Origin of the sequence: Virgibacillus sp. Bac332 (assembly GCF_003667785.1) — a bacterium.
In the GTDB taxonomy this organism is placed as follows: domain Bacteria; phylum Bacillota; class Bacilli; order Bacillales; family Amphibacillaceae; genus Virgibacillus; species Virgibacillus salarius.
In genome coordinates this window covers 2,932,976-2,959,888 of sequence record NZ_CP033046.1, presented here as the reverse complement: position 1 = coordinate 2,959,888, position 26,913 = coordinate 2,932,976, and the positions used below count along the sequence as shown (strand labels likewise).

General features: G+C 36.5%; 25 protein-coding genes. 6 read left to right on the top strand and 19 right to left on the bottom strand.

What is annotated here, in order from left to right:
• Window positions 1-143: 143 nt before the first annotated feature.
• Window positions 144-1,358 (top strand): nucleotidyltransferase, encoded by a 1,215-nt coding sequence (locus D9782_RS14070; protein WP_121605046.1) that lies wholly within the window; start codon window positions 144-146, stop codon window positions 1,356-1,358.
• Window positions 1,359-1,411: 53 nt separating this feature from the next.
• On the opposite strand, the gene D9782_RS14065 is transcribed toward D9782_RS14070, so the two are convergent.
• Complete coding sequence (locus tag D9782_RS14065; protein ID WP_026680789.1) at window positions 1,412-2,422, bottom strand: SepM family pheromone-processing serine protease; 1,011 nt, start codon at window positions 2,420-2,422, stop codon at window positions 1,412-1,414.
• Window positions 2,423-2,618: 196 nt separating this feature from the next.
• Here D9782_RS14065 and ylbJ point away from each other — a divergent pair, with 196 nt between their 5' ends.
• Window positions 2,619-3,836 (top strand): sporulation integral membrane protein YlbJ, encoded by a 1,218-nt coding sequence (ylbJ, locus tag D9782_RS14060; protein ID WP_121605045.1) that lies wholly within the window; start codon window positions 2,619-2,621, stop codon window positions 3,834-3,836.
• Between the two features lie 486 nt (window positions 3,837-4,322).
• On the opposite strand, the gene coaD is transcribed toward ylbJ, so the two are convergent.
• From coaD to D9782_RS14020, 7 genes are all read right to left on the bottom strand, one after another.
• On the bottom strand, window positions 4,323-4,802 hold the full coding sequence (gene coaD, locus D9782_RS14055) for a pantetheine-phosphate adenylyltransferase (RefSeq protein ID WP_121605044.1): 480 nt from the start codon (window positions 4,800-4,802) through the stop codon (window positions 4,323-4,325).
• Window positions 4,795-5,373 (bottom strand): 16S rRNA (guanine(966)-N(2))-methyltransferase RsmD, encoded by a 579-nt coding sequence (rsmD, locus tag D9782_RS14050; protein ID WP_026680786.1) that lies wholly within the window; start codon window positions 5,371-5,373, stop codon window positions 4,795-4,797. Before rsmD ends, coaD begins: the two co-directional genes overlap by 8 nt.
• Window positions 5,374-5,718: 345 nt before the next feature.
• Entirely contained in the window at window positions 5,719-5,994 is a 276-nt protein-coding gene (locus D9782_RS14040; protein ID WP_026680785.1) for a YlbG family protein, read from the bottom strand.
• Window positions 5,995-6,032: 38 nt separating this feature from the next.
• Window positions 6,033-6,470 (bottom strand): YlbF/YmcA family competence regulator, encoded by a 438-nt coding sequence (locus tag D9782_RS14035; RefSeq protein WP_026680784.1) that lies wholly within the window; start codon window positions 6,468-6,470, stop codon window positions 6,033-6,035.
• 51 nt (window positions 6,471-6,521) lie between these two features.
• Complete coding sequence (locus D9782_RS14030) at window positions 6,522-6,755, bottom strand: YlbE-like family protein (protein ID WP_026680783.1); 234 nt, start codon at window positions 6,753-6,755, stop codon at window positions 6,522-6,524.
• Between the two features lie 11 nt (window positions 6,756-6,766).
• The gene (locus D9782_RS14025) at window positions 6,767-7,168 is read right to left on the bottom strand and encodes a YlbD family protein (protein ID WP_026680782.1); all 402 of its coding nucleotides are present in this window, start codon (window positions 7,166-7,168) and stop codon (window positions 6,767-6,769) included.
• 114 nt (window positions 7,169-7,282) lie between these two features.
• Entirely contained in the window at window positions 7,283-8,350 is a 1,068-nt protein-coding gene (locus tag D9782_RS14020; RefSeq protein ID WP_121605043.1) for a CAP domain-containing protein, read from the bottom strand.
• A 300-nt stretch (window positions 8,351-8,650) separates the two neighbouring features.
• On the opposite strand from D9782_RS14020, the gene D9782_RS14015 reads away from it, so the two are divergent.
• Window positions 8,651-9,016 (top strand): YugN family protein, encoded by a 366-nt coding sequence (locus D9782_RS14015; RefSeq protein ID WP_026680780.1) that lies wholly within the window; start codon window positions 8,651-8,653, stop codon window positions 9,014-9,016.
• Between the two features lie 261 nt (window positions 9,017-9,277).
• Here D9782_RS14015 and D9782_RS14010 read toward each other — a convergent pair whose 3' ends face one another.
• Window positions 9,278-10,636, bottom strand: a complete 1,359-nt coding sequence (locus D9782_RS14010; protein WP_121604346.1) for a transposase — start codon at window positions 10,634-10,636, stop codon at window positions 9,278-9,280.
• A gap of 171 nt (window positions 10,637-10,807) precedes the next feature.
• Between D9782_RS14010 and ytvI the strand changes: the two genes are divergently transcribed.
• Window positions 10,808-11,866 carry a sporulation integral membrane protein YtvI gene (gene ytvI, locus D9782_RS14005; RefSeq protein ID WP_026680779.1) on the top strand — a complete coding sequence of 353 codons (1,059 nt, stop codon included), beginning with the start codon at window positions 10,808-10,810 and terminating at the stop codon, window positions 11,864-11,866.
• A 33-nt stretch (window positions 11,867-11,899) separates the two neighbouring features.
• Here ytvI and D9782_RS14000 read toward each other — a convergent pair whose 3' ends face one another.
• From D9782_RS14000 to cyoE, 7 genes are all read right to left on the bottom strand, one after another.
• Window positions 11,900-12,355, bottom strand: a complete 456-nt coding sequence (locus D9782_RS14000; RefSeq protein ID WP_026680778.1) for a DUF420 domain-containing protein — start codon at window positions 12,353-12,355, stop codon at window positions 11,900-11,902.
• Between the two features lie 377 nt (window positions 12,356-12,732).
• Window positions 12,733-13,632 carry a cytochrome c oxidase assembly factor CtaG gene (gene ctaG, locus D9782_RS13995; RefSeq protein WP_121605042.1) on the bottom strand — a complete coding sequence of 300 codons (900 nt, stop codon included), beginning with the start codon at window positions 13,630-13,632 and terminating at the stop codon, window positions 12,733-12,735.
• A gap of 615 nt (window positions 13,633-14,247) precedes the next feature.
• The gene (gene ctaF, locus D9782_RS13990; protein WP_121605041.1) at window positions 14,248-14,562 is read right to left on the bottom strand and encodes a cytochrome c oxidase subunit IVB; all 315 of its coding nucleotides are present in this window, start codon (window positions 14,560-14,562) and stop codon (window positions 14,248-14,250) included.
• A 3-nt stretch (window positions 14,563-14,565) separates the two neighbouring features.
• Window positions 14,566-15,189: a cytochrome (ubi)quinol oxidase subunit III gene (locus D9782_RS13985; protein WP_026680775.1), complete on the bottom strand. Its 624-nt coding sequence runs from the start codon at window positions 15,187-15,189 to the stop codon at window positions 14,566-14,568.
• A gap of 1 nt (window position 15,190) precedes the next feature.
• Entirely contained in the window at window positions 15,191-17,044 is a 1,854-nt protein-coding gene (ctaD, locus tag D9782_RS13980) for a cytochrome c oxidase subunit I (protein ID WP_121605040.1), read from the bottom strand.
• Window positions 17,045-17,085: 41 nt separating this feature from the next.
• Window positions 17,086-18,138, bottom strand: a complete 1,053-nt coding sequence (gene coxB / locus D9782_RS13975; protein WP_121605039.1) for a cytochrome c oxidase subunit II — start codon at window positions 18,136-18,138, stop codon at window positions 17,086-17,088.
• 61 nt (window positions 18,139-18,199) lie between these two features.
• Window positions 18,200-19,144, bottom strand: coding sequence for a heme o synthase (cyoE, locus tag D9782_RS13970; RefSeq protein WP_026680773.1), 945 nt, complete (start codon window positions 19,142-19,144; stop codon window positions 18,200-18,202).
• A 480-nt stretch (window positions 19,145-19,624) separates the two neighbouring features.
• On the opposite strand from cyoE, the gene D9782_RS13965 reads away from it, so the two are divergent.
• Window positions 19,625-20,572, top strand: coding sequence for a COX15/CtaA family protein (locus D9782_RS13965; protein ID WP_121605038.1), 948 nt, complete (start codon window positions 19,625-19,627; stop codon window positions 20,570-20,572).
• Between the two features lie 163 nt (window positions 20,573-20,735).
• On the opposite strand, the gene pyc is transcribed toward D9782_RS13965, so the two are convergent.
• The 3 genes from pyc to D9782_RS13950 all read right to left on the bottom strand — a co-directional run bounded on the left by pyc (window position 20,736) and on the right by D9782_RS13950 (window position 25,823).
• Complete coding sequence (pyc, locus tag D9782_RS13960; protein ID WP_121605037.1) at window positions 20,736-24,182, bottom strand: pyruvate carboxylase; 3,447 nt, start codon at window positions 24,180-24,182, stop codon at window positions 20,736-20,738.
• Window positions 24,158-25,342 carry a putative lipid II flippase FtsW gene (gene ftsW / locus D9782_RS13955; protein ID WP_026680770.1) on the bottom strand — a complete coding sequence of 395 codons (1,185 nt, stop codon included), beginning with the start codon at window positions 25,340-25,342 and terminating at the stop codon, window positions 24,158-24,160. The genes pyc and ftsW overlap by 25 nt, the downstream gene beginning before the upstream one ends.
• A gap of 199 nt (window positions 25,343-25,541) precedes the next feature.
• Complete coding sequence (locus D9782_RS13950) at window positions 25,542-25,823, bottom strand: Fpa/YlaN family protein (RefSeq protein ID WP_026680769.1); 282 nt, start codon at window positions 25,821-25,823, stop codon at window positions 25,542-25,544.
• Between the two features lie 160 nt (window positions 25,824-25,983).
• Between D9782_RS13950 and D9782_RS13945 the strand changes: the two genes are divergently transcribed.
• Window positions 25,984-26,472, top strand: a complete 489-nt coding sequence (locus tag D9782_RS13945) for a hypothetical protein (RefSeq protein WP_026680768.1) — start codon at window positions 25,984-25,986, stop codon at window positions 26,470-26,472.
• The last annotated feature ends 441 nt before the right edge of the window (window positions 26,473-26,913 follow it).

Below are 26,913 nucleotides of genomic sequence, written 5' to 3'. Positions count from 1 at the left end.
AGTGTACTACTTCTGAATGTTAGTTGAACCAATCGGGCTTCTACGGGCAATTTCCTCTACGTGTTATTTCTTTTTCATCTAGATTTACTGCCCAGGTTACCGGTAATAAAGTGAAACTTTATTTGAACTAGGAGATGATGAAAATGGAAGCATGTGGGCTAGTAGTTGAATATAATCCATTTCATAACGGGCATGTATATCATATACAGGAAGCTCGAAAAATAAGTCAGGCAGAATGTATGATAGCCGTGATGAGTGGTTCCTTCCTACAAAGAGGAGAACCAGCAATTATGGATAAATTTTATCGTGCAAGAGCGGCCCTAAGCAAGGGAATTGATTTAGTAGTTGAGTTACCATATCCATTCGCTGTGCAAAGCAGTGATTTATTTGCTAAGGGAGCAGTTTTAACCTTAAGCGAATTAGGTGTATCTAGCTTATGCTTTGGTAGTGAATCAGGCAATATTGACAATTTTATAAACAGTTATCACAGATTAAAAACAAATCAACAAGACTATCAAAACGTTCTTAGAGACCAGTTAAATTCCGGAATATCTTTTCCAGAAGCTAGTAAAGCAGCATACCGTCATATTAGCTTATCTACTGATGAAATGGATTTAACCAAACCAAATAATATTCTAGGGTTTAGTTATGTAAAAACCATTATGGATCATAATCTCCCGATTAGACCATTAACTGTCCAACGCTCCCAATGTGGTTACCATGATGAAACAATTTCAGGATCAATTGCCAGTGCAACCAGTATACGAAAAACTCTAACAGAAAGAAACACGATCACACATGAAATTAGCAACTCTATTCCTGATACAACAAAAATGGAATTAGAAAATTATAATCAACGCGCTGGAACTTGGCATGTTTGGGAAAATTATTTTCCATTTCTACACTATCGTGTAACAACTATGTCGCTACAGGAACTTTCTATGATTCAAGGTGTAGATGAAGGGCTTGAACATCGATTAAAAAAAGCTGCTAGGAGTGTTCATTCATTTGGAGAATGGATGCAGACACTAAAAACAAAGCGTTACACATGGACACGATTACAACGTATGTTCGTACATATATTGACGAATACCAAAAAGAAAGAAATCGACATCTTATGTAATCCATCCAAGATGGCTTACGTTCGTGTACTTGGATTTAATAAAACGGGGCAAGCTTATATTCATCAACAGAAGAAGAAAATAGATGTTCCTCTTATTCAGAAGTTGGGTCGTACCATGCATCCGATGTTAGAAATGGAAGAAAGAGCAAGTGATGCCTATTATAGTATTCTTGCTCCAGATGTAAAATTAGCTCTACGTAATCAAGAAATCCAACCACCGATTAAAATATTATAATAGCATTAAAAAACAAGACCTATCCTATAAAAAATCTAGGTCTTGTTTTTTATTTACTTCAACTGCTGTAAATAATCAAGCGCATCTTCAAATGTATCAACAGGGACTATTTTCATATCTGTTTCTATTTCCGCTGCCTTTTTACGTGCGATTTCATAATTTGTCTCACCATTACCTGCCTCGTTTGGAGCAAAAAAGATATCCGCACCTTCTTTATCAGCAGCAACCACTTTTTTATCGATTCCCCCGATTCGATGTACGTTACCGTCATAGTCTATTTCGCCCGTACCTGCGATTTCATAACCCTTCGTCAAATCCTCTTCCGTTAATTGATCATAAATTTCCAAAGAGAACATAAGTCCTGCACTAGGACCACCTATCTTCCCGCTAGAAAAATGTACTTGAGGGTTTACTGAAACCGCACGATCAGTTACTAATCGAATACCTATTCCAGGCTTATTACCTAAATCAGCTAATGATTCGAGTGTAATCTTTACAGACATCTCTTTTTCGTCACGAACGAAATCTACAGTAATTGTTTCGTTAGCCTTTTTTTCTTCTACGTAATGAATTAAATCATTCGCTTCTTTAATCTCCTCTCCATCAATTCCAATAATTCGATCTCCCATTTGTAATTTCCCATCAGCAGGCATATTTTCAACAATTGAAACAACGTATACACCATTGTAATCGATTGATATATCTTGATGTGCAGCTTTATATGCAACTACAGTCGATGCTTCTTGTGAATTTTCCATCATTTGCAATTGAGCATGCATATACTCATCATCTGTTATACCATCGGGGAAAACTTCTTCAATAGGAACTATTTGATGATGAGGTAGCACCTTTGCCAATATGTATTGTACTGGTGTAGCTTGTCCGCCACTAACTGTAACAAGATGCATATCTCCCTTACTTTCATAACCTTCTTCTACTTCAACAATTGGATTGAGCGCATCTGCACCACCAGGCTTATAAATATAAAATGGAAGCTGATATGCCGCTAAAAAATAAACAGCAACTATCATTAGAAGTAAGCTAGCCAAGTATTTTTTTGTCATTTCTTTACCCTCCACTATGTTCCACTAACACCATCTGTTTTAAAAGTGTATGGCATAAATTCGCTAGGTATGTGCGTATATTTATATAGACTTGTACATCGCATTAGGAGAACGCGCTTTCTCCTAATGATATTCCAATTCTACTACTATCATACGAATAAGTACAGAGCAAGGCTAACAATTAGGAGGCGCAACATTGTCACAAATAGTTAAAACATTCCTTCTTTCTGGGACAACGGCATTTATTGCATTTTCACTAATACAATTTTCAGATCAAACATTTGAAGCCAGTATCCGTGGCTTAAGTATTTGGTGGGAAGTGGTATTCCCATCACTATTACCTTTTTTTATAACTGCTGAACTACTAATCAGTTTTGGTGTCGTGAAATTTATTGGCGTACTATTTGAACCAATCATGCGCCCTTTATTTAATATTCCAGGTGTTGGAAGCTTTGGATGGATTATGGGGATGGCAAGTGGTTATCCTACTGGCGCCAAAATCGCAAGTAGACTAAGAGAAGAAAAACAATTAACACAAATTGAAGCTGAAAGATTAGTTTCATTTACTAATGCCTCCAGCCCATTATTTATTTTTGCAGCAGTATCTGTTGGTTTTTTCCACGATACAAAACTAGGAATATTACTAGCTGCTTGTCATTATATTAGTAATGCATTTGTTGGTATTTGTATGCGATTCTATGGAAAAAACAAAGAAAAACAAGATATAATGAGAAGGGAAGTTCGTGGGAGAGTATCAATCGTTAAAGCATTTAAAGATATGCATGAAACAAGATTAATGGACAATCGACCATTAGGAGAAATTCTCGGAGATGCTGTCCTTCATTCTGTTAAAACACTAGTAATGGTTGGTGGATTTATCATTTTATTTTCTGTGCTTACAAAGTTATTCTTTTTAACTGGTATATCCACATTCATATCTGTATTTTTCCAACATATTTTACAATTATTTTCTATGTCTCCCGAATTTGGTTTACCTCTATTATCTGGACTTTTCGAGATAACAATTGGTGCGCAGAGCATTTCAGGAATAACAAGTGATACGCTTCTAACAAAAGCTATCTTAGTAAGTTTTATTTTAGGTTTTAATGGTTTGTCGGTTCAAGCACAAGTTGCGAGCATACTTGCAAAAACAGATATTCGTTTTGCGCCTTATTTTTTTGCTAGAATTCTTCATGGAATGATTGCGGCCATCCTTACTATCGTCCTTTATAAACCGTTATATTTGAATAAACAAGCATTTGATTCCGATCATATCGCTGTATCGCAAGCCGTTCATGAAAATATTTGGAATATGGTATTGGAGAAAATAATAACATATGGTCCAATCATTACCATCATTTCCCTAGGAATTTCTATTATTATAATTGCTATTCGACTAAATGCTGCAAAATAAAGCGATGGTTAGCTGTATAAATAAAAGCGCAAGCGCTCGATTAGAAACGCAGCGACTGGAGCGAGTCAACGGAGATAGAGGATTCACGCCGATGATGACTTAGATTAGGGCGATTCATGGGCGCTGGGAGCTGAACGCAGCTTAACACGCCCATAATTATCCAGATGGGCAAATTTTATAATTTCCTAGACTATAAAAAGAGGCTGGGACAAAACACAACTTCTTTTACTCAAAATACGAATAATCATGTTATCAATAGAAGTATCATCGCCACACCGTGAAACTATACGCGCTTTCCGCGGGAACGGTCTCAGCTAACTTGGTAAAGAAAAACAAGTTACCAAGTGGATCTTCGGACTCATGCTGTTCCCGCCGGAGTCTCGCTTATTTCAGGTGCTAAATGAATAATTCTAATCAAAAAACGAACGATAATTAATTTCAACTAATTATTGTTCGTTTTTTATTGCTTCTTCATTCTTTTGTCCATTAATTATACTTTTGCTCTAATGCTGCTTCTACAACATTAGGAACTAGATCACTAACATTCGCTTTATACTTCGCAACTTCTTTCACGATACTTGAGCTTAAAAATGAATATTGGTTATTTGTCATCATAAAAAAAGTCTCGATATCTTCATTTAATTTCCGGTTCATCGAAGTAATTTGCATCTCATACTCAAAATCACTTACAGCTCGAAGACCACGAATAATTGCCTGCGCATTTTTTGACCTTGCATAATCCATTAATAGACCATTTGATGAATCAATAGATACATTTGGTAAATCTGCTGTACATTGTTCCAATAAGTTGATACGTTCTTCTACATTAAATAAAGGGGCCTTTGATTGATTATTGAATACGGCTACAATAACCTGATCAAAGATCTTTGCTCCTCGTTGTATGATATCTAAGTGTCCATACGTCACAGGATCGAAACTGCCCGGACATATCGCCAATCTAGTCAAGATAAGCGCTCCCTTCCTCATTCATTTTATAAATGGTGATTCCTATCGTACCACCATAATGGGTTTGTTTTACTACGTTTAAATATGGGTGATCCGATGGCAGTTTTTCAGACATGTCATGCTCACAATATATCCAAGCACCTTGTTTTATAAGCCGAAGTTGAATCATTTCGTTGATTAACTCTTCATAGTTTACCTTTCCATAAGGAGGATCGAGTAAAACGAGTTGAAAATCCAGTTCACGTTTAGCTGCGGCGTGAATTGCACGAAATGCATCTGCGCGGAAAATTTCCACTCTATTTTCCAACTTCAGTTGTTTACTATTTTCATTAATGGTATGTACTGCCTTTGGGTGTTTGTCTACGAATACAACCTTCTCCACACCGCGGCTTAATGCTTCAAATCCAAGCGAGCCGCTACCTGCAAAGAGATCTAATGCATTCCCACCCTGAAAAAATGGACCAATCACTTGAAAAACTGCTTCCTTTACTTTATCAGTTGTTGGCCTAGTTGTCTTCCCTGGTACAGCTTTTAGCTGCCTTCCCTTATACTCACCAGCTATTATACGCATTATTCCACCTCGATTTTACCCTATTCGACATTTATCCTACCACAAAAGTATGAAAACGAAAACAAGAATTCATTGAAAAAATTTTTTAGCTAGGTGTATATTATCCTTATGATCGACCATACTAACATAATGAGACAGCTAAAGGTTAGCTTGGTTGTTTCAAAACACGGAGAAGACTTACTCTTCCCCATAAGTTCTTCTTCCGGTTTCTCCTCTCCCTTTGCCTTTTTGTTTTCTAACAAGAAAACAAAGGGACCTGTAGAATCATTTCTGCAGGTTTTTTCTTTTGTATAAGAGAATTGTTTCAAACGAAAAGCTGCGAACAATCAATTCGCAGCTTTTCCGTCATATCCCCATTTTATAATCATATTGTTTAGCCTTATCTGGTTTCGCATTTTCAAAATCAATTCGAACAAAAGGCTTGTAGGAGCGCTCAACCTTAGAAACAAAAGAAAGCCTTAATAATTTTTCTTCTACTTTTTCTATTTCCTCTTGATCGACATATAATACAGCATATTTCATTTTCTTTGAACTGTATAAAAAATGACCATGGCGCTTAATTTGCTTTAGATTCTTCATATGTTGAAACCAGACCACAATTCCTTGACGTTTTGTTCGCATAAGTTACCTCGCTAAAAATAATATACTTTTTCCATCATTTAAGATGCACATCCACATCCGCCACCGCTACCACAACCACATCCACTATCGGATAATGCAGCACCATCTTGTGGGGCTTTGACTTGCTCACTTACACTATGAGCAACATAATTACTAATTTCATCCAGCAATTTTTGTAGATTACGTTCAGCTATCTTAAAGGAAGCAACTTTATCATTCATGTCCATCTCCCTTTTTACTCTTCGAACTTCTTTCATAATCGCATTATAATCTGGATGATATCTACCGAAACGTTGAACATCTTCATAATGACTTTTTATATCTATAAATGCTTGTATAAGCCGTTGTGCATGTTGGTCCTCATCAAGTTCCTGCTGAGATCGATTATAGGCTTCCATAACGTCTGAGTCTAAAATCATTCTACCAAGCTGCTCAGACCGATCTAGAATATCTACATATTCCATTGTCGCAATCATCCTATCCACCTCCATCCTTATCTTATCACTTTTCCTGCTTTCTGAAAATAATTAATCCTTCATCGCTCCAGCAAACTGCATTAACATTCCCACCATTTGAATGTGATTATTTACTTTCTCTACCTGCTGAGGAAATGTTTTTCCATAGAAGCGTTTGGACTCCTTTCTCATGTCTTCGATAAGATTAGGATCTCGTGATAAATATCGATACCAGATAGGATTAAGTCTAACAAATCGTAATAATTCAGGATTTTGTCGTAAGTAGTTATAGGAATTCGGATCCATATTTTCACTCCTTAGTCGCGAAACCATCCCATTCTTTCATTTGGTTGTTGTGAAGAAGTGCTTTTATTTTGTTGAAATTGTCCAATAAGTTCTTGTATCGTCGTAATGGAGTCACTAAACTGTTCAATTTGCTTTTGAATTTTTTCTAGATCCATTGATTCTGTCATTTTCATTAACTGACTGAATAGCTCTGAATTTTTTTCCTTTTTTGCTTTTTCTTTTTGGGTTTTTGTTTGCGATTTATCACCCTTATATTTTTCCCAAAAAGGGTCATCTTCACCTAGTAATACCCATTTTTCATATGTTTCCTGCCATGGTCTACCACTTTTTCTTATATGCTCAATCAGCTTGGGATGTTCGTTGATAAATTGCTTAAATTCAAGGACTGAAGGGTGTAGTTTCTGGTCACTCATCCTCATCACCTCTTTTAATACATAGTCATATGCACTATTTATTCTATGCATAGGCATGATAGATGTGATTCAAAATCAGCAAGCGAAGCATTATAAATCTTCGCTTGCTTACAATTAGAACGCTTTTGCTAAGAAATTTTGTGTATAATATAAGCGGTAAACGCCTACCCCTAGGTGGGTATAATCATCACTCAGCAATGCCTTTCGATGCCCTTCACTATTCAACCATCCTTCCATAGCAGCTGCAGCATCTGGATATTGCGCGGCAATGTTCTCACCTGCTGATACGAATGAAACCTTCCCTTCATCTAACCGATCTTTTAAACCTCTTCCATCTAAACTAGAATGGGAAAAATAATTATTATCTGACATATCTTTACTATGCAGAAATGCTACTTCACCTACAGATTTTTCCCATTTTAACGTTGTTTTCCCTTGCTTATGTCGCATCACATTTGTTATATCAAAAATCTGTTGTTCCATACCTTCCTCTACCTTTGCCCATTGTTCGTTTGTTAAATCGGGCTGCTCAGGCAAATTCCCTCGGTACTGAAGCTCATAAGGCTGATGCTTTAATAACGTTTCCGCTTCTAACACTCGTACAGAGGATAATGTATTCGTAAATGTATCGAAATAGAGTTGCATAAAGACAGAATCGGATAATTTTACGAGTGGCCGCATTTTTTTATCTTCATCTTTAAGCATAAACGTATATGAAGTTAATCCATTTCGATAAGTTACTTCATCTGAAAAATTAAACTGTTTGCTTATGTTTTCATAAGACTCGCCCAGTGTAACAGGCTTTATGTTAATATTATTTCCAGTTGCATAGATTGTTTGAATTTTATCATCTGCCACCCCAAATTGCACATAGGTTTCTTTTTGATCCGTATAAACCCACCAAGTGTATCCGTAAGCACTTGGATCTTTTCTAGTAGGTTTTCCCATGCTTTGAATTAATGCATCGGTTGATTTACCAAACCATTGAAAAAGTTCACCTGCTAATGGAATTTCTTCCTTTTTCTCAGGTACAACTTTTGTTTTAAGTAATTGTTGCTTTTCTTTTACCGAATCACTAATTGATTCTATTGTTGCTTCCGGAGACATATCATTTTGCTCCAAGAAATAGAATCCTACTACCGCTAATAGAGATAAAAGTATGATGCTTTTAATAAATCGCATTATATAGTCTCCTTTTACGTTTTATGGTATATATATGATTCTAATATATAAATCATGCTATCTTCTCTATTATTTTAATGGTAATCATATAAAAAAATGCCAAGTTCGGCAAATAATTTCACTTTCAAAATACGCAAATAGAACCCATTACAACAATTTCAGTCCTGCGAATATCCAATAGTTATATTAGCAGTCATCCTGTAGGAATTTATCCTATTTTTCAATATGTCTTTTCAATTGCAAGTTCTTGCAATTCATACTAATATAGTATAGTGAGGACTATTAGGTGAGGTGGATAAAATGAGATTAGAAAATACAGGACTGGAAGACTTGGTTATTGATTTAAAGCCACTGGATCATTTAACTGCTAAACATGCTTTTATTCGTGCAGGTCAATGGGATTATGAACGTGTCACTTATGATTACCGAATGGATTCCAAAGAAAAGAATATTACATACTACATTCGAATTCAAGGCTATGCTGTTGAAGGTGATGTCGATCGTGGAAACGCCGTCATCAAACTAATGACACCTTTATTAGGAAAGCACTATTACCCGCATGGGGTTGAATATGGAGAGGAAGAAGGCTTTCCAGAAAATTTAGTTGAACGTGCAAATAACTTAGTTAGTAAAGTGAAATCTGAAATTGAACAATTCAACCAATAAATAACTAGCAGCCGACTACTCCTAAGTATGAGAGTAGCCGGTTTTTTTACACATTCCATGTATATATGTAACATAACATTTAGATATAAAAAGTATATAAGCCGTTGTGCATGGAAGTTTTTAGAAATATTATTCTGTTCAAATTCAAAAATAAATGCTATATTTTTTATATATGAATCAATTTCATAATTGCTGTTTTTAAAAATGCATAGAGTTGTTCCTTGATGATTTTTAAGTTTTTTTAATAAAGATCAATTTTATTTATGCAGCTTTTAGCGTCTTATGTTTCATTTCTAGTCTAATCCGATCCGCGGCTAATCTCGAGGCATTATAAACAAGCGTCACTAAATGGAAGTGAAGCCTTGATTTTTTCCCGGTTCGGTGACGGACATTATTCAGTCCAAAGAATTCTTTCAAATAGGCATTAACACGTTCGACAGCGGTACGTTCTTTGTACAGTTCATCCCATTTTTTCGATCCCCTTGCGGGATTGGTGTACTTTCGGATATCTGTAGATTGTCTGATTTTAAAAGTCTTTTGACAAAGTGAGTCGTGTTGTAATGGGCACGTTGCACATTCCTTCGGACGTGTATATTTCAATGTCTTGTATTTTGGATCGAAGCTGTCGTAGCGATAGGAATGCTCTAGGACACAAGTCGGTGCGAAGTACTCGTCATAACCAACCGTCTCTCCTTCGTTACGTCGGTTATATGGAATGACAGCTTGTAGATCCTGATCGATTAATTGTTGATAGATTGGTTCATAATCGTAACCGGCATCGAAAAGGCCAGCAGTAAATAAAGACGGAAGATCGCGATTAATTTTCTTTAATAAAGGGATGGCTGCCTTTCCATCATTGAGGCTACCGGACGTCATCATCCCCGCAAGAATGTACTGGCTTTTTGTGCTAACGGCTAAGTGACCTTTGTAGCCAAACCAGAAGATGTTTTTTCCATCACTGTTTTTCTTGACTCCCCATTTTGGTTCGATGGGGGCTTCATTCAACAACACTTCCACTGATTCAGAAAGCTGATGAACAATTTCTTTTTCATAAATCGGACGCGCTTCTTCCTCGGCCTGTTTTTCTTTGAGCCATTGTTCACGCTCAGCTTTTGGTTTGCGTCCGCGCTTTTTCGGTGTTGTCCTTTCTTTCTTATCGGATGTATGAGCGCGATCTCTTGCCTCGAAATGAGTAGCGTCAATAGCGATGTTTTCTTCGCCGATATGCCCTTCATCGATGGCAAGAAAAATCAGCTCATCATGGATATGTTCCATCTCATCTGATTCACTGATGATAGTAACCATTCTTGAATAAGAAGCTTCAGAAGGAATTTGGTCAGAGTGAAGAAATCCACAGTCATATCGAAAAATAGGATCACGTTTTAAACGCCTAATCAGGTCTTTGATTGTTACAATTCGCTCCACCACACGAGCGATTAATGAGTAGATCATGGCACCGTAATTCAGTTCTCTTGGGGCACCAACTTTATTAGGTTTATCAAATAAATTCAAGATGGGATCCAAATTGATTGTTGAAAAAACAGCTTCAAAATGATGGGTAGGTTCCATCTCATATAATTCGTGTATGTCAAACAAGCTTTGTTGTCGTATAATAGACATAGGGGCATCTCACCTCTCTGTTTATGTTTGTGTGGTAACTAACATTATACAGGATTTGGGGAGGTGCTCTAATTTTTATGTCTTTAAAGTCTTGAGCCCCAAGGGCTCTATATTATGAAATTAACTCATATTTGTAACTGTTTTTTCTAGGAAAGGAGCCATCGTAATAAGTTGTTTCGAAATATAACAAAACGCCATTGGACACTCATTTTTTTAGGTATATTCATCATTTTAGTTGCGATTTTTATTTTGCCCATATCAATACCTTTGATTGTAGCATTTGTTTCTGCCCTTTTCCTAAATCCAGTAATTCGACTAATTCAAAGAAGATTAAAAGTCAACAGAAAAATCTCAGTGACTATCGTTTTCTTACTGTTTTTAATCGTACTTGGAGTAGCAGGGACCTTTACTGTTACAAGGGCTGTCACACAAGTAGTTAATTTTGTTGAAGATGTGCCTTCTCATTTCAATGAATTGAACCGAATCTATAGGGAATGGGAAACAGAAGTTCAGCAATATACAGATGATTTACCATCTGAATTTGTTAATCAGGTATCATCTAGCATCGAAGCCAATTTGAATGCACTAAGTGAAACTGCTAAAGAGAAATTCACGCTTGATCGAATTGCACAAGTATTTGCAACGGTTCCTCAATACTTAATTAGTTTCATTGTCTATTTAATTGCTTTATTTTTATTTATGGTTGAACTACCATTGCTAAAGGCCAAAATGTATCACGTAATGACGAAAGAAACAGCAGAAAAAGTATCGTTTATGAACGCAAGGCTGACGAGTGTATTTTTGGGTTTCTTCAAAGCTCAGTTTCTTGTGAGCCTTATTATTCTAGCTGTAACATTGATTGGATTATTTTTCATAGCACCTGAAGTAGCGATTATTATGTCATTAATCATTTGGGTGATTGACTTAATTCCAATCATTGGTTCAATTGCCATCCTTGGACCTTGGTCGATATTTATGTTCCTAGCTGGCGATACGGGGATGGGGATTCAACTCGCCGTGCTTGCTGTTATCCTACTTGCTATCCGTCGAACAGTTGAGCCAAAAGTGATGGGACAGCATATAGGATTGTCACCATTAGCCACCTTAATATCCATGTTCATTGGACTAAAACTCCTAGGTCTATTCGGATTTATACTCGGTCCACTACTAGTAATCGCGTTTAATTCAGCAAAAGAGGCAGGTATTATTAACTGGAATATAAAAATATAAAAAGAGTTAGAGGCTTAAGCCTCTAACTCTTTTCTATGTTCCTAAAATTGCTTTTATTAAACTAGTTGTTTCTCCACCCTCATAGAGTATATATAGTAAAAGATAAACAATTACTCCGGTAGACGCGCTTAAAAACCAAATTATACTCGTAATCGGACCTATTTTTCTATGTACGCTGATCTTACGCTTAAATGCCAATACCAACGTTGTAATACCAAAAACAGCCCCCGTTGTAGCTAAGGTAATGTGAAAAATCAAGAAAATCGTATAATATATTTCAAGATCCTCTGGTCCTCCAAAGCTCGTATTACCAATAAAAATAGTTCTTGATATATAAATAATAAAAAACAGCAATGCACTAATTGCAGCGGCAATCATCGTTTTCTTGTGGCTTTTCGCCTCTCCTTTAACAATAAATCGCCAGCCAAAAGCGACTAATACTGCACTAAGAACAATAAAAAACGTACTAATAGTGGGCAATAAAGGCATAGAAAATATGTGCTCCCTTCTAAAAATGCATAAGTAACTCAGCAAACCTCAAGATTATGCTTTTATATTTTATCATATTTTGTTAAAGGCTAAAATCACGACGTCCTGATAAAGTCATTATGGACGAATCAGTTTTAGCTTATGCTTAAAAATACGGTTTCCATTTAAAATAGACTTACTGATACTATTTTTACAACATAATGTCATATTATTAGTATTTCAATTTTACACCAGTATAAAAAAATTCCTAAACACAACAAAGCCCCCACCTAATTACCAAGTAACTAGATAAAAGAGGTGAGGCTTAGGACTAAAATTGCAATCAAGTAAAGTGCTGAAAACAATATTAGTAATCTTTCTATAGGAATAAATCTTTGTTAATTTCTTATATCTGCTGGTATTGGATCGACTCTCAAGCTCTCTTGATTAAACCACTTAAAGAAAATTCTACCTAACAGAATACCATAGGTGATTTCCTGCATGATTTTCATAATAATCCCACCTAATTGCTGATCCTCAACGGTACTCATTGGGGAGAACATTTCAGGTCCAGAAATGGAAAAAGATATTCCCTCTAGTACCTCTCCCGGAACGCATAAAGCAAGCGCCTGTAACCAGGCTCCATCTTGACTATATGCAGCAAATAAAGGATGGTCTGCAAATATGATCAACACACATGCTGGAGTGATTAACACACCATTAGCAAAAATATACCCTATTTTCACTAGTGGTCGCATTGTATCCATTTCTTTAATTGGTGATAAGATTGGCCACCAAACAATGAAAGCTGCTGCAAGTATTACAAGCGAAATAGTTGTATGTGCAATCGGATTGGATTTAGCAAAGTCAAAGATTACAGGAATGTGATAGATGGAAAATAGTGCATTAAACAGGAGCAGTGAAATTAACGGTTTAGTTAATAAGTTAAAAAGCGGTTTAATAATTGGTGCTCCAATTACTTTTTTCCAAATCCAAGTTGGAATTCCCTTTATTACGAGTATAGGAAATACTAAGTAGTAAATTGCCATCTGTACCATGTGAGCAGTTAGCATAATATGTGAAAGCAAATCTATCGGTGCTCCCTTAACTACGTAAAGTAAAAAGATTGCGATATAGAACATAACTTGCTGTTTACCCGTCGGTTTATCAGTTCCACCAAATTTATGACGATATGGACCTGTAACTAAAAAGTAAGCGACACCCAATCCGATTACAAATAATAGAAAATACGGACTCCATAAGGCACGAAATCCGAAGATCTGTAATTCTAGCCACATTATTATTCACCTCTATAAAAGGATTGTCCTCACTATTATAACTGAATATGAATATTAACACACACTTATAATGTGACGACTTTTAGAAAACACTAGCATAAAGCAAGAACAAAAGCGTAGCGCCGAATAGAAACGTAGCGACTGAAGCAAGTCAACCGCGATAAAAGAATCACGGTGAGCTCGCGAGCCGATGATGGCTTAGATTAGGACGATTCATGAAGTAGCCTCGTTTCTGGGAGCTGGAACTGGACGTGACTTAACACGCGCCTATTTATCCACATGGGCTAATTTTATAATTTCCTAGACTAAGAAAAAGAGGCTGAGACAAAACACAACTTCTTTACTCAACATACGAATAATCATGTTATCAATAGGAGTATCATCGCCGCACCGCAAAAACATACTCGCTTTCCACGGACACAGCCTCAGCTAACTTGGTAAAGAAAAACACGTTACCAAGTGGACCTTCGGACTCGTGCTGTTCCCGCCGGAATCTCGCTTATTTCAGGTGCTAAATGAATTATTTTGATCAAAAAACGAACGATAATTATTTTCAACTAATCATCGTTCGTTTTTTTATTGTTTCTTCAATCTATTGTCTCAGCCTCTTTTATCCTACCACCAAACAATGGCTACTAATGCTGCTACCGTTAATATAGCAGCCCATATACCACCATAAATCATCATGGATGGAAACTCATGTCCCTTATCCTTCATATGCATAAAATAATAGAACTGAAATGCTACTTGAACTACTGCTAAAATTAGCAGTAGAGGAATAGCGAACATTTTATCCATTGCTTCAGTTGCAACAATAGCAAAAGCTATAATGGTAAATCCAATCATAAGAGCAAAAGTAATAAGTTGCTTCTTCATTTCTTCTTTATTCTTTTGCTTTTGGAACGAATTGATATTGGTGTTATCCGTCATGAATTAACCCACCTTTCCCATTAGGTATACAACCGTAAAGATAAATACCCATACGACATCAATAAAGTGCCAATACAAGCTGAATGTGTAATATTTTGGTGCATTATATAGGTTTAAACCACGCTTCGCATTTCGAACCATAATGGCAATTAACCAACTAAGCCCAAACGCTACGTGCCCTCCATGGAAACCTACTAACGTATAGAACGCTGAACCAAAAGCAGACGATCTAAACGTAAAATGATACTCGTGAATATAATGATAAAACTCATATATTTCACAAGCTAGGAATCCAATACCAAGAAATGCAGTGATCCCTAACCATAATTGCATTTTCTTAAAGTCATTGTTCTTCATATGATACATCGCATACACACTAGTAAGTGAACTAGTTAATAAAAGCATTGTCATTAGAAAAACAAGCTCTAAGCCAAAAATTTCTTCACCAGCAGGACCGTCTGCAGTTGAATTTCTCAATGCTAAGAAAGTCCCAAACAAACTGGCGAATAAAACTGTCTCACCGCCTAAGAAGAACCATAGCCCAAGGAATTTATTTTTACCTTCAAGGGTAGCCTTTTCTGGTTCCTGAGGCATCGTTTCTGGATTTAAGGAATGATCGTGACTCATATTAGTCAGCCTCCCTTTCAAGTTCTTCTTTGGTAATATGAAAGCCATGGTAATCTTTCAAAGAGCGAATAAGCATACAAGCTAGCGCAATACCCATACCGGCAAACACAGCTACTAACCATGCTTTTTGATCCACCTGATAAATAAATCCAAACCCTGCAATAAAGAAACCTAATGACATGATGAAAGGTAAAATAGATCCATCAGGCATATGAATGTCCCCAAGTGGCTCGGCGGCAGTCATTTCACCCTTACCTTCCGTTTTCTCAATCCATAGTGGATCAAGCCCACGTACAAGTGGTGTTTGCTTAAAGTTATAGAACGGTGGTGGAGAAGGAATAGCCCATTCTAACGTACGACCGTCCCAAGGATCCGCTGGAGCTTTTTCTCCTTTAACAGATGTATAGATGATGTTAATAACAAATAAAAGACCTCCAACACCCATTAACAGTGCTCCTATAGTACTAACTAGGTTACCTGTATCCAAGCCTTGATCCTCTAAGAATACCCAATAGCGTCGAGGCATACCCATTAGACCTAAAAAGTGTTGAATAAAGAAAGTTAAATGGAAGCCGATAAAGAATAACCAGAACGATAATTTACCTAAGGCTTCATTTAGAATTTTTCCAAACATCTTCGGCCACCAATAATGTAAGGCTGCCAAAATACCAAATACTACTCCACCTACAATAACATAGTGGAAGTGAGCTACAACAAAATAAGAATCGTGATATTGATAGTCTGCAACAGCTGAGGCAAGCATTACCCCTGTCATTCCACCGATTGTAAATGATGGAATAAATGCTAATGACCAAAGCATTGCGGAATTAATCGTAATGCTACCGCCCCACATTGTTGCCAACCAGTTAAAGATCTTAATACCAGTAGGTACGGCGATCGCCATCGTAGCAATCGCAAAAATAGCATTAGCAACAGGTCCAAGACCCACGGTAAACATATGGTGTGCCCAAACCATAAAACCTAAGAATGCGATCAGTATTGTAGCAAATACCATGGCAGTATAACCGAATAATCGCTTCTTAGAGAAGGTTGCGAATATATCACTAAACACACCAAATGCTGGAAGTATTAAAATGTAAACCTCTGGATGACCAAATATCCAAAATAGATGCTGCCAGATAACTGCATTTCCTCCAAGCGAAACTTCAAAGAACGCAGATCCGAACATACGGTCAAACATTAATAAAAACAGTCCAACTGTTAAAGCTGGAAAGGCAAATAAAATTAGCACGCTTGTTACAAATGTCGTCCAAGTGAAGAGCGGCATACGCATATATGTCATGCCTGGTGCACGCATTGTAACTATTGTTACTAAAAAGTTAATACCACCCATTAATGTCCCTGCACCCGAAATCTGGAGACCTAGGATATAAAAGTCCACTCCATGACCAGGAGACGTGGTTGATAATGGTGTGTAGGCAGTCCAACCTGCATCAGGAGCGCCTCCGAGGAACCAGCTACAGTTTAAAAGAACCCCACCAAACATAAATAGCCAAAACCCAAGTGAATTTAAAAATGGAAATGCTACATCTCGTGCCCCAATCTGTAAGGGCATAATAGCGTTCATTATTCCTAGCAATAATGGCATAGCTGCAAGGAATATCATAGTCGTACCATGCATCGTTATCATTTCATTATATAAACCTGCACTTAAAAAATCATTCTCAGGTTTAATCAGTTGTATACGAATAAACAATGCTTCAAGTCCGCCAAGTAGGAAAAAGAAGCCACCGCCGAATAAATACAAATGCGCAATTTTCTTATGATCGACTGTGGTTAAATAATCCCAAATAACAGCACCGAAGCCTTTCTTTTGAGCAGCTGCAATACTCAAATTTTAAACCTCCCTTTTACTTCTTCCACCCTTTAGTTTAATTAGTTTCCTGCACTCTCTGGAGTTATCTCAGATGGCTGCAATTGCAGCAAATACTCTGCGATATTACTTGCTTCTTCTTTAGATAGTTCAGGGTAATTATTCGTCATTTTGTTCCCTGGTTTTATGGATTCAGGATCCATAATCCAATTAACTAACTTCTCTTTTGTTGGTTCCAAAATACCAGCTATTCTAGAGCGATCACCAAAGTTGGTTAAGTTTGGACCTACCGCATTTGGCGAAGAACCAATAGCGTGACAGCTCATACAGTTATTTTCCTCAAATGCTGCCTTACCATCTTGAGCCACTGCATCTTGAGGCTGCGCTTCTGGATCAACACCTTGCATGTCTTCAACCCATTGATCATATTCTTCTGGACTAACAGCAATAACTTTAAAATCCATCAAGGAATGTGAAGGTCCGCATAGCTCTGCACATTTGCCCCAGTAAACCCCTTCTTCTTTTGCTTCAATATACATGGTGTTGACATTTTCAGGGTTAACATCCATCTTACCAGAGATACTTGGTACCCATAATGAATGGATTACATCTGATGATTGCATATTTAGATATACTTTTTCTCCTGTTGGAATGTATAAATCCTGACTTGTTTGAATTTCTTCACCAGCATAACTAAAGTGCCACCAGTATTGATTACCAGTAACATCAATGTTGATACCATCTTTTGATTTGGATGTATCTGCCAAATCAAATGTAGCAGCAACGGTTGGTACTGCAAGCACAAGCACTAAAATAATTGGAATAACTGTCCATACTGTTTCCAAGGTTTTGTTGCCCTCTACTTGCTTTGGTATGAAATTTTCCTGTCCCTTCTTTTTGCGAAAACGGACAAGTGTAATTACATAAACCAAAAATACGATAACAAACACAAATAACATAATAATTGATGATAGAATAATTAAATTCATGGAAGACTCTGCTCCATACCCTTTTGGTACAAGGGCAGTTAAGTTTTCTTTCCCACACCCAGCAAGGACAAGTGCAAGTAAACTTAAAAGGAATACAGATTTGAATTTTCCCATCCAACCTTTCATGTATCCATACCTCTCTTTCTTTTCTTGATGCTCCTTATATATAAATTAAATTAAGGACGAATTAACTAAATGGAGAGTTCCATGTTACTAGAACCATCATTAAAAATAAGATAGTTAAATAATTCAATGAATAAATAAAAATGATGTTTGCCCATTTCAGATCATTTTTCATAAAGAATCCACTGATACCAATTGCTAGCCATCCAACATTAAGTAAAGTAGCAATAACCATGAACGTTGTTCCCAACGAAGCTAGGTAAAACGGTAATGGTAATAAACATGCAATGTAAATTACAATTTGACGTTTCGTGAATTCAAAACCATGTACTACTGGTAGCATTGGTATACCTGCTGCTTTATATTCTTTACTTTTTCTCATTGCTAATGCAAGAAAATGTGGAGTCTGCCAAATAAACATAATTAAAAACAGAATAAATGGAACAATATGAAAATTCGGTTCTACTGCCGCCCAGCCAATTAAAGGTGGTGCTGCCCCAGAAAAACTACCAATTGCTGTATTCAGCGTATACTTTCTTTTAGACCACATCGTATAGAGAACAACGTATACAAACCAACCAATAAACGCAAATAATACCGCTTCAATAGTTGTAAACAGGAGTAGTCCAAATCCTATTAATGTGGTAACGATACCAAGTGTAAGAACAGCTTGAAGTGAAATGGTTCCGGTTACGGTTGGGCGTAATTTCGTTCTTGTCATAATTGGATCAATATCAGCATCGTACCAATTATTTAACATACACCCTCCGGCAATCACTAGTGCACTTCCTACCATTGTTAATATAAATGTTCCAATATAATCTGTAAAAGAAGATCCGGTAAAATATAGCGCTAACCAGAAACCTGCAAATACAGTGATTAAATTGGAATTAATGATTCCAACTTTGATCAATGACTTAATATCTGCAAGTAACGTGTTGGAACGTTTATCGTCGGAAACACCAGCATTGCTTACAACCGTTGATGTAGGTGTCTCTGCTTTATCCATTCATATCCCCCCTTCAAGCGCCTACCAAAAGGCATAATGAGACAAGGTATACTTTAGTGGAAAATCCAATAAAAACAAAGTATCCCCAAAAATTAATTGTATCATGGAATTGTTTTACAATCTAATAACTACCTAGTAATTATTTTACTGTAATTCACTCATGTTTTTGTGACGATTTTGTGAATCATTTTAAAACAATAAAGAATTGGCTATGTAGGATGGTAGTTATTTTCGCGTAATGATGGTAAGTATATCAAACTCCCCTACACTATTTCTAGCAAACAACAGACAACAATGCAAGCGTTTTTTATATTTTCTATAGTGAAAAGAAAAACAAAACATGATACTATTACAATTGTGTGTCAACACAATCCATTTTTGAGGCAAACCATTGCTTTTTCTCAAGTATTAATATTATGATAAATCTATCGGATTTGTAAACATACTATTTTTTAAATTACATAAAGTGAGGATTTACTAATGATCAAAATCTTAAAGTGGTTATCTGTCGTGGCAACCATTGGTATGATGTTCGTTTTATTAGGTGGTGCACTTGTAACGAAAACAGGATCAGCTGACGGATGTGGAGATAGTTGGCCATTATGTGAAGGAGAAATAATACCAACTACGATTACACCAGAGTTAATAATTGAATTAAGTCACCGTATGGTCACAGGTATTGTTGGTTTTGCAGTATTGGGCTTGGCAGTATTAGCTTGGAGACATATTGGCCATATTCGTGAAGTGAAGTTCTTGTCATTTCTTTCATTATTTTTTTTAATTCTTCAAGCACTTATTGGGGCTGCAGCAGTGAAATGGGGGCAATCTGACTTTGTATTAGCTGCACACTTTGGCATTTCGCTAATTTCCTTTGCTTCCGTCTTTTTGCTTATGCTTCTCGTTTTTGAGGTTGACAAAAAATTCGATGCTAAATCTCTATTTATTAAGAGGTTTCATCGTATCGAAATATATGCATTAACGATATACACTATGTTGGTTGTTTATACTGGCGCCCTTGTGCGCCATACTGAATCTAATCTGGTGTGTGGTGGATGGCCATTCTGTAATAATAATGCTCCATTTGCTTTCTCAGAATATACTATACCTCAATGGATTCAAATGGGACATCGATTAGCTGCGGCAATATTATTTATATGGACAGTAATAGCTTTTATACAAATGATTAAAAATTATCGTTCCAACCATATTATGTATTGGGGTTGGATCATAACATTATCATTTATCTTCTTACAAGTATTCTTTGGAGCAATGATAATCTTTACTCGACTCCATCTAGGTACGGCACTTTTACATGCACTCGTAATTTCTCTTTATTTTGGCATGCTGAGCTATTTTGTTTTGCTAGCAACAAGAAGTGGCAAGTATGAAAAGCAAACGCAAGATAAGCCCAATATTTCATCAACTTAATATGGAAACTGTTTATGTCAATTATTTGCATAAAAAAATCTCAAGGAAATTTTTTTCCTTGAGATTTTTTATTTCAGGTACACTTTTGGCACAGCTATTCACATAGTAACAAGCTACGTCAAGTAGCGCTGACCAACACCCTATTAATCAAGTGGTATCCCATTTAATCAAATTCGATGAGCAAATCTCCTACTTCGATCGTATCGGCGTCACTAACGTATATATTCTTAATTGTACCTGTAAAAGGTGCTTGAACAGTTGTTTCCATTTTCATAGATTCGGTTATTAAAATATGATCACCTTTATCTACTTTTTCACCAACATTTCTTAAAACCTTAATAACCGTACCAGGCATTGTTGCTCCGATATGCTTATCATTTCCTTTATCCGCCTTTGGCTTTATTTCTAATTCTGACTGGATATTTTCATCCTTAACGACAATTTCACGTGTTTGTCCATTTAACTCAAAATAGATAACCCTAGTACCATCTGCCCTTGCTTCAGATATCGATACAAGCTTTACAATTAGCGTCTTTCCTTGTTCGATTTCTACTTCTATCTCTTCACCTAGATTCATACCATAGAAGAAAGTTGGTGTATCTAAAACCGACATATCTCCATATGTATCGTAGAATTTATTGTAATCCATAAATACCTTTGGATATAATGCATGTGATATCAAATCAAAACTAGTAACCTGACGATCTAGTGTCTTAAATAACGTTTCTTTTAATTGGGTAAAATCGATCGGATCTAGTAGTTCGCCTGGACGTACCTTAATTGGTTCCTTACCCTTTAGAATAATGCGTTGCAATTCTTGAGGAAACCCTTGATATGGTTGTCCAATATAGCCTTGAGCAAATTCTATTACCGAATCAGGGAAGTCGATAGATTCCCCTCGTTCATAAATATCATCTTCTGTTAAATTATTTTGTACCATGAATAATGTCATGTCACCAATAACTTTTGAGGAAGGAGTTACCTTAATAATATCGCCAAACATATCATTTACTTGCCTAAACATTGCTTTTACTTCATTCCATCTGTCTTCTAAACCGACTGCCTTGGCTTGCTGTTTTAGATTACTATATTGTCCACCAGGCATTTCATGCATATATATTTCTGTATGCGGTGATTTCATACCACTTTCAAAGTCACGATAATAGTCTCGAATCCCTTCCCAATAATGCGAAAGTTTTTCATAAGCAGAAACATTTACCTTTGGCTGTCTCGAATGGGATTCTAACGCATGATATAGTGTTTGTGCGCTTGGCTGTGATGTTAACCCAGCCATTGGCCCAGCAGCAACGTCTACAACATCAACACCTGCATCTATTGCTCGAGCGTATAAATAAATTCCATTTCCACTTGTATCATGCGTGTGCAAATGAATTGGTAAATCAACAGTCTCTTTTAAGGTTGAAATCAATTGATATGCCGCTTCCGGTTTTAATAATCCAGCCATATCTTTAATACCTAGTATGTGGGCACCAGAATCCTCTAATGATTTAGCAAGTTTTTTATAATATTCTATGTCATATTTAGAACGGCCAATATCTAATATATCTCCAGTGTAACACATTGTGGCTTCAGCAATTTTGTTATTTTCGCGAACGGACTCGATTGCTAATTGCATTCCTTCAACCCAATTCAAGCTATCAAAAATTCGGAAAACATCTATTCCTGCAGTAGCACTTTTTTCAACAAATTCTTTAATTAAATTATCTGGATAATTTTTATACCCTACCGCGTTACTTGCACGTAGCAACATTTGAAAAAGTACGTTTGGCATTTTTTCTCGAAGCTTTAACAGACGTTCCCATGGATCTTCTTTTAGGAAACGATAAGCAACATCAAAGGTCGCTCCACCCCACATTTCTACGGAGAATAAATTTGGTAATAATCGTGCTGTCGGCTCAGCAATTTGATACAAATCCTTTGTTCTAACCCTCGTTGCTAATAAAGATTGATGGGCATCACGGAATGTCGTATCAGTTAATAAGACTTCCTTTTGCTCTTTCAACCAATTTGCAAGTCCTTCAGGTCCTTGCTGATCAAGAATTTGTTTTGTGCCATCAGGGATTTTCTCTGCTGAGTCAAATTTAGGAATTTGTAATTTTGAAAAAGATGGTTTTGCCTTCTTCCCTGATGCATCTAACCCATTAATAGTCGTATGACCAATATAGGTTAACATCTTTGTACCTCGGTCCTTTCGTTTCGGAAAAACGAATAGCTCCGGTGTTTGGTCGATAAAGGTCGTATTATAAACACCTGAAAGAAAATTCTCATGTAAGATGACATTTTCTAAAAAAGGAATATTTGTTTTAATTCCACGTATCCGGAATTCTTTTAAGTTTCTGACCATTTTTTGTACAGCTTGCTCAAATGTTAGTGCCCAAGTAGATACCTTTACTAAGAGTGAGTCGTAATGAGGTGAGATGACTGCTCCTTGAAACCCATTACCTGCATCTAATCGAACTCCAAATCCCCCACCAGTTCGATATGCCATGATTCTTCCTGTGTCAGGCATAAAATTATTTAAGGGATCTTCTGTAGTTACCCGAGATTGAATAGCAAAACCATTTGTAACCAATTTATCTTGTTCCGGTATGCCAATAGAAGTATCATGTAAGTTTCTTCCTTCAGCTACCTTAATTTGTGTCTGAACAATATCCACACCCGTAATCATTTCAGTTATCGTATGCTCTACTTGAACACGTGGATTTACTTCTATAAAGTAAAATTCATTTTCTGTTACAAGAAATTCTACTGTTCCAGCATTAACATATTGAACATTGTCCATTAGGTGTACTGCTGCATTACATATTTCCATCCGTAATTTGTCAGGCAATGATGTACTAGGTGCTACTTCTACTACCTTTTGGTGTCTTCGCTGGACAGAGCAATCTCTTTCAAACAGGTGAATTGTATTACCAGCATGGTCACCAATTATTTGCACCTCAATATGCTTTGGATTCTCAATTAATTTTTCAACATAGATCTCATCATTTCCGAAAGCAGCCCTTGCTTCAGATTTCGCACGGTCATACGCTTCTGCAAGTCCTTGTTCACTGCGTACGATGCGCATACCTCGACCGCCACCACCAAGTGATGCCTTTATTATAATTGGAAAGCCATGCTGCGTAGTGAATTCTTCTACTTCTTCTAAAGAAGTAACTGGCCCATCGCTTCCTGGTATAATAGGAATTCCTGCATTAATCGCTTGTGTTCGTGCTTTTACCTTATCCCCAAACATATCGAGATGCTTACTTGTGGGACCAATAAAAATGATTCCTTCTTCTTCACAACGTTTCGCAAATAAAATATTCTCCGAAAGAAAACCATACCCAGGGTGAATCGCATCCACACCAACTTTTTTTGCGAGCTTAATAATGCCTTCAATATCAAGGTAAGCCTCAATTGGCTTCTTTCCTTCACCGATAAGATACGCTTCATCCGCTTTATACCGATGGTAAGAGCTAGAATCCTCCTTAGAATAAATAGCAACTGTCCGGATGTTTAATTCAGTACAAGCCCGAAAAACACGTATTGCTATCTCTCCTCGGTTTGCAACTAATATTTTGTTTATCTGCTTAAGTTGTTCTTCCATGTTTTTCCTCCTCGATTAGTATAAAGTACTTTACTATCATTATTCTGTTGTTCGGTTGCTGGTTCTTGTTCTCTCTTCTTTACTTGCATTGCTATATTATTTAAAACCCCCATCGATATCATTAATACCAATAGAGACGAACCACCATAGCTTACAAACGGAAGTGGAACTCCTGTGATAGGAAGTAAACCACTAATTGCTCCTAAATTAATAATAGCCTGCAAACCTACCATTGACGATATACCTATAGCTAATAATGCTCCAAAGCTGTCTTTTGTTTTTCGCGAGATAAAAATTCCGCGTAAAACAATAATGGCTAACATTCCTATAACGATAACCACCCCTAAAAAACCAAGCTCTTCAGCAACAATTGCCATAATAAAATCAGTATGAGCCTCGGTTAAATAGCCGAGCTTTTGAACACTTTGCCCGAGCCCTTCTCCCAAAATACCACCATTACCTATCGCCAGATAGGACTGAATTAATTGATAGCCATGAGAATCGGGTGTTTGAAAGGGCTGATATGCTCCTGTAAAACGGGAAAGCCTTTCGTCTGTTATCATATATGGTATTGCAAATAATAATAATGCAACACCAATACCTATTAATATCAGCAAGTGTTTTAACCGAATTCCTGAACTAAAAATTACGGAACATGCAATCAAAAAGATAATTGATGCTGTTCCAATATCAGGCTGAAGGACGACTAAGCCTAAAATTATGCCTGTTAGTATAAGCGGTGGAAGTACTCCTTTACTAAACTGATCAATATATTCTTGTTTTTTCGAATAAACAGAAGCTAGGTACATAATTAGTGCAAGTTTAGCAAACTCAGCAGGCTGTATTCCAAATATCCATGACTGAGCATTGTTTACATTTGAACCAAACAATAACACAGCTATTAATAATAAAATGATACCTAATATGATTGGTTTTATTAATTTTTGGTAATACTTATAAGGGAAAATACAGCAAACTATAAATGCTCCTAATCCCATTGCAAATCTAACAGATTGTAAGCCCAAATAATGCGTAGGTTTATACTCATTTACTACTGCGAATACCATACTCGCACTATAAATCATTACTAATCCAAATGCAGCTAAGAGGATTGGGGTAATCATTAAAGTAAAATCATAATTTTTTAATTTCTGTACCATTTTCCTTCTCCCTACTTTTATATATTACAAGCGGTATTGTTTTCTATAAATTCTATATTTATTATGTCTTATCGCAGGGTATGAAGCTACTCACTTACCTATTTACATTGTGTTTAAACAAAAAAACCTTGCCGTTTTAGTTTGTAGGCAAAGTTTTTGCATCTTCGTTCAACCCGCAACTAATCTCGTGACGTTACTATCACACGGATTTCTGCGCTGCTTCATGCAGAATATTTAACTGCCTCTCCAAATTTTCAAGGAGTGCTTTACCTTCATCTTCGCTGATTAAGTTCAAACGAACAGCAAAATCAATTTCCCTGGAAAGCCCAAACATTTGTGTATCGAGAACTTCTTCGTATAAAGGACATTGTGGCATTGTTAGGTTATCTATTTGAACTTCTATTAGTCGCAAAATTTTGTCAGCATCAGCCTTAAGAAGGGCATGGGCTTTTTCGCGATGATTTACTGTCACCTCATGAATCAAATCTATCCCCTCCAAAAATAAGCTTCCTTCTCTATATTATATTATCGTTAGCATCAATAAAATGCAAATAAAATTAAAGAAAATCATAATCTTAGAAGTGAAAAATTAGTATAGGTCTGCTATCCTTAAGAAGGACAACTTTTAAGAGGTGATAAATATGATCGTACCAATAAACGGGAAAGTAGCGTATCCCATTACATTAGATCCAACAGTGTGGATATTCGATGACAGAAAAATAGAACTAGAGAAAGCTTTTACAGAAAAACCAGTTGATACCAATGATCAAGACGAATTAGAACGTGCTTCTCAAAGATGGAGCCAAGAGGTCTATCAACAAAATATAAAACCACCCGTAAATAGAAGTATTAAAAAATACGAGCGCGAAAAAATCTTGGAAAGCTCTTACGTGATGCCAATAGGTCATTTTCTTGATAATGCAGAAATTAGCAAGGATGCATCGGGTGCAATTTTAGTTACTGATAGTAAAGAAATCCCTATTTCCATTGATGATTTATACCATAGTTATTTTCTATTCGCTCGGGATGGAAAACCTCTTAAAGAAGACGGACCGGTTCATTTATATTATCAAGACGGTTCCAACAAGGATAATCCTATTAAACATATTACTGCTATAAAAATAAAGTAACACTAACTTAGACATCTTCTTCTTTCTATTTGACCATAGAACAACGGAAAGAAATAATGGGAAAGCAGTGATGAAAAACTTTATTAAAAAGTTACCGAATGATTTTGAAGGTTGTGCACATTGTTGCGACAACCTTTTTTTATAAGCAGGGAAATTATAAATTTTCCCATGTGAATAAATCTTGGCGTGTTGAGCCGCGTCCAGCACCAGCCTTCAGAAACGAGGCGACTTCATGAATCGCCCTAATCTAAGTCATCATCGGCTCACAAGCACACCGTAATCCTTTATCTTCGTTGACTCGCTCCAGTTACTACGTTTCTATTCGGGCGTTTGCGCTTTTGTTCTTTGCCGAAGTAATTTTTTCTAATACTATCTTTATCATAGTTTTCGTAAATAACCCTCAATATCTTACCGTTTTGTATAATTTATATTATTTCATCC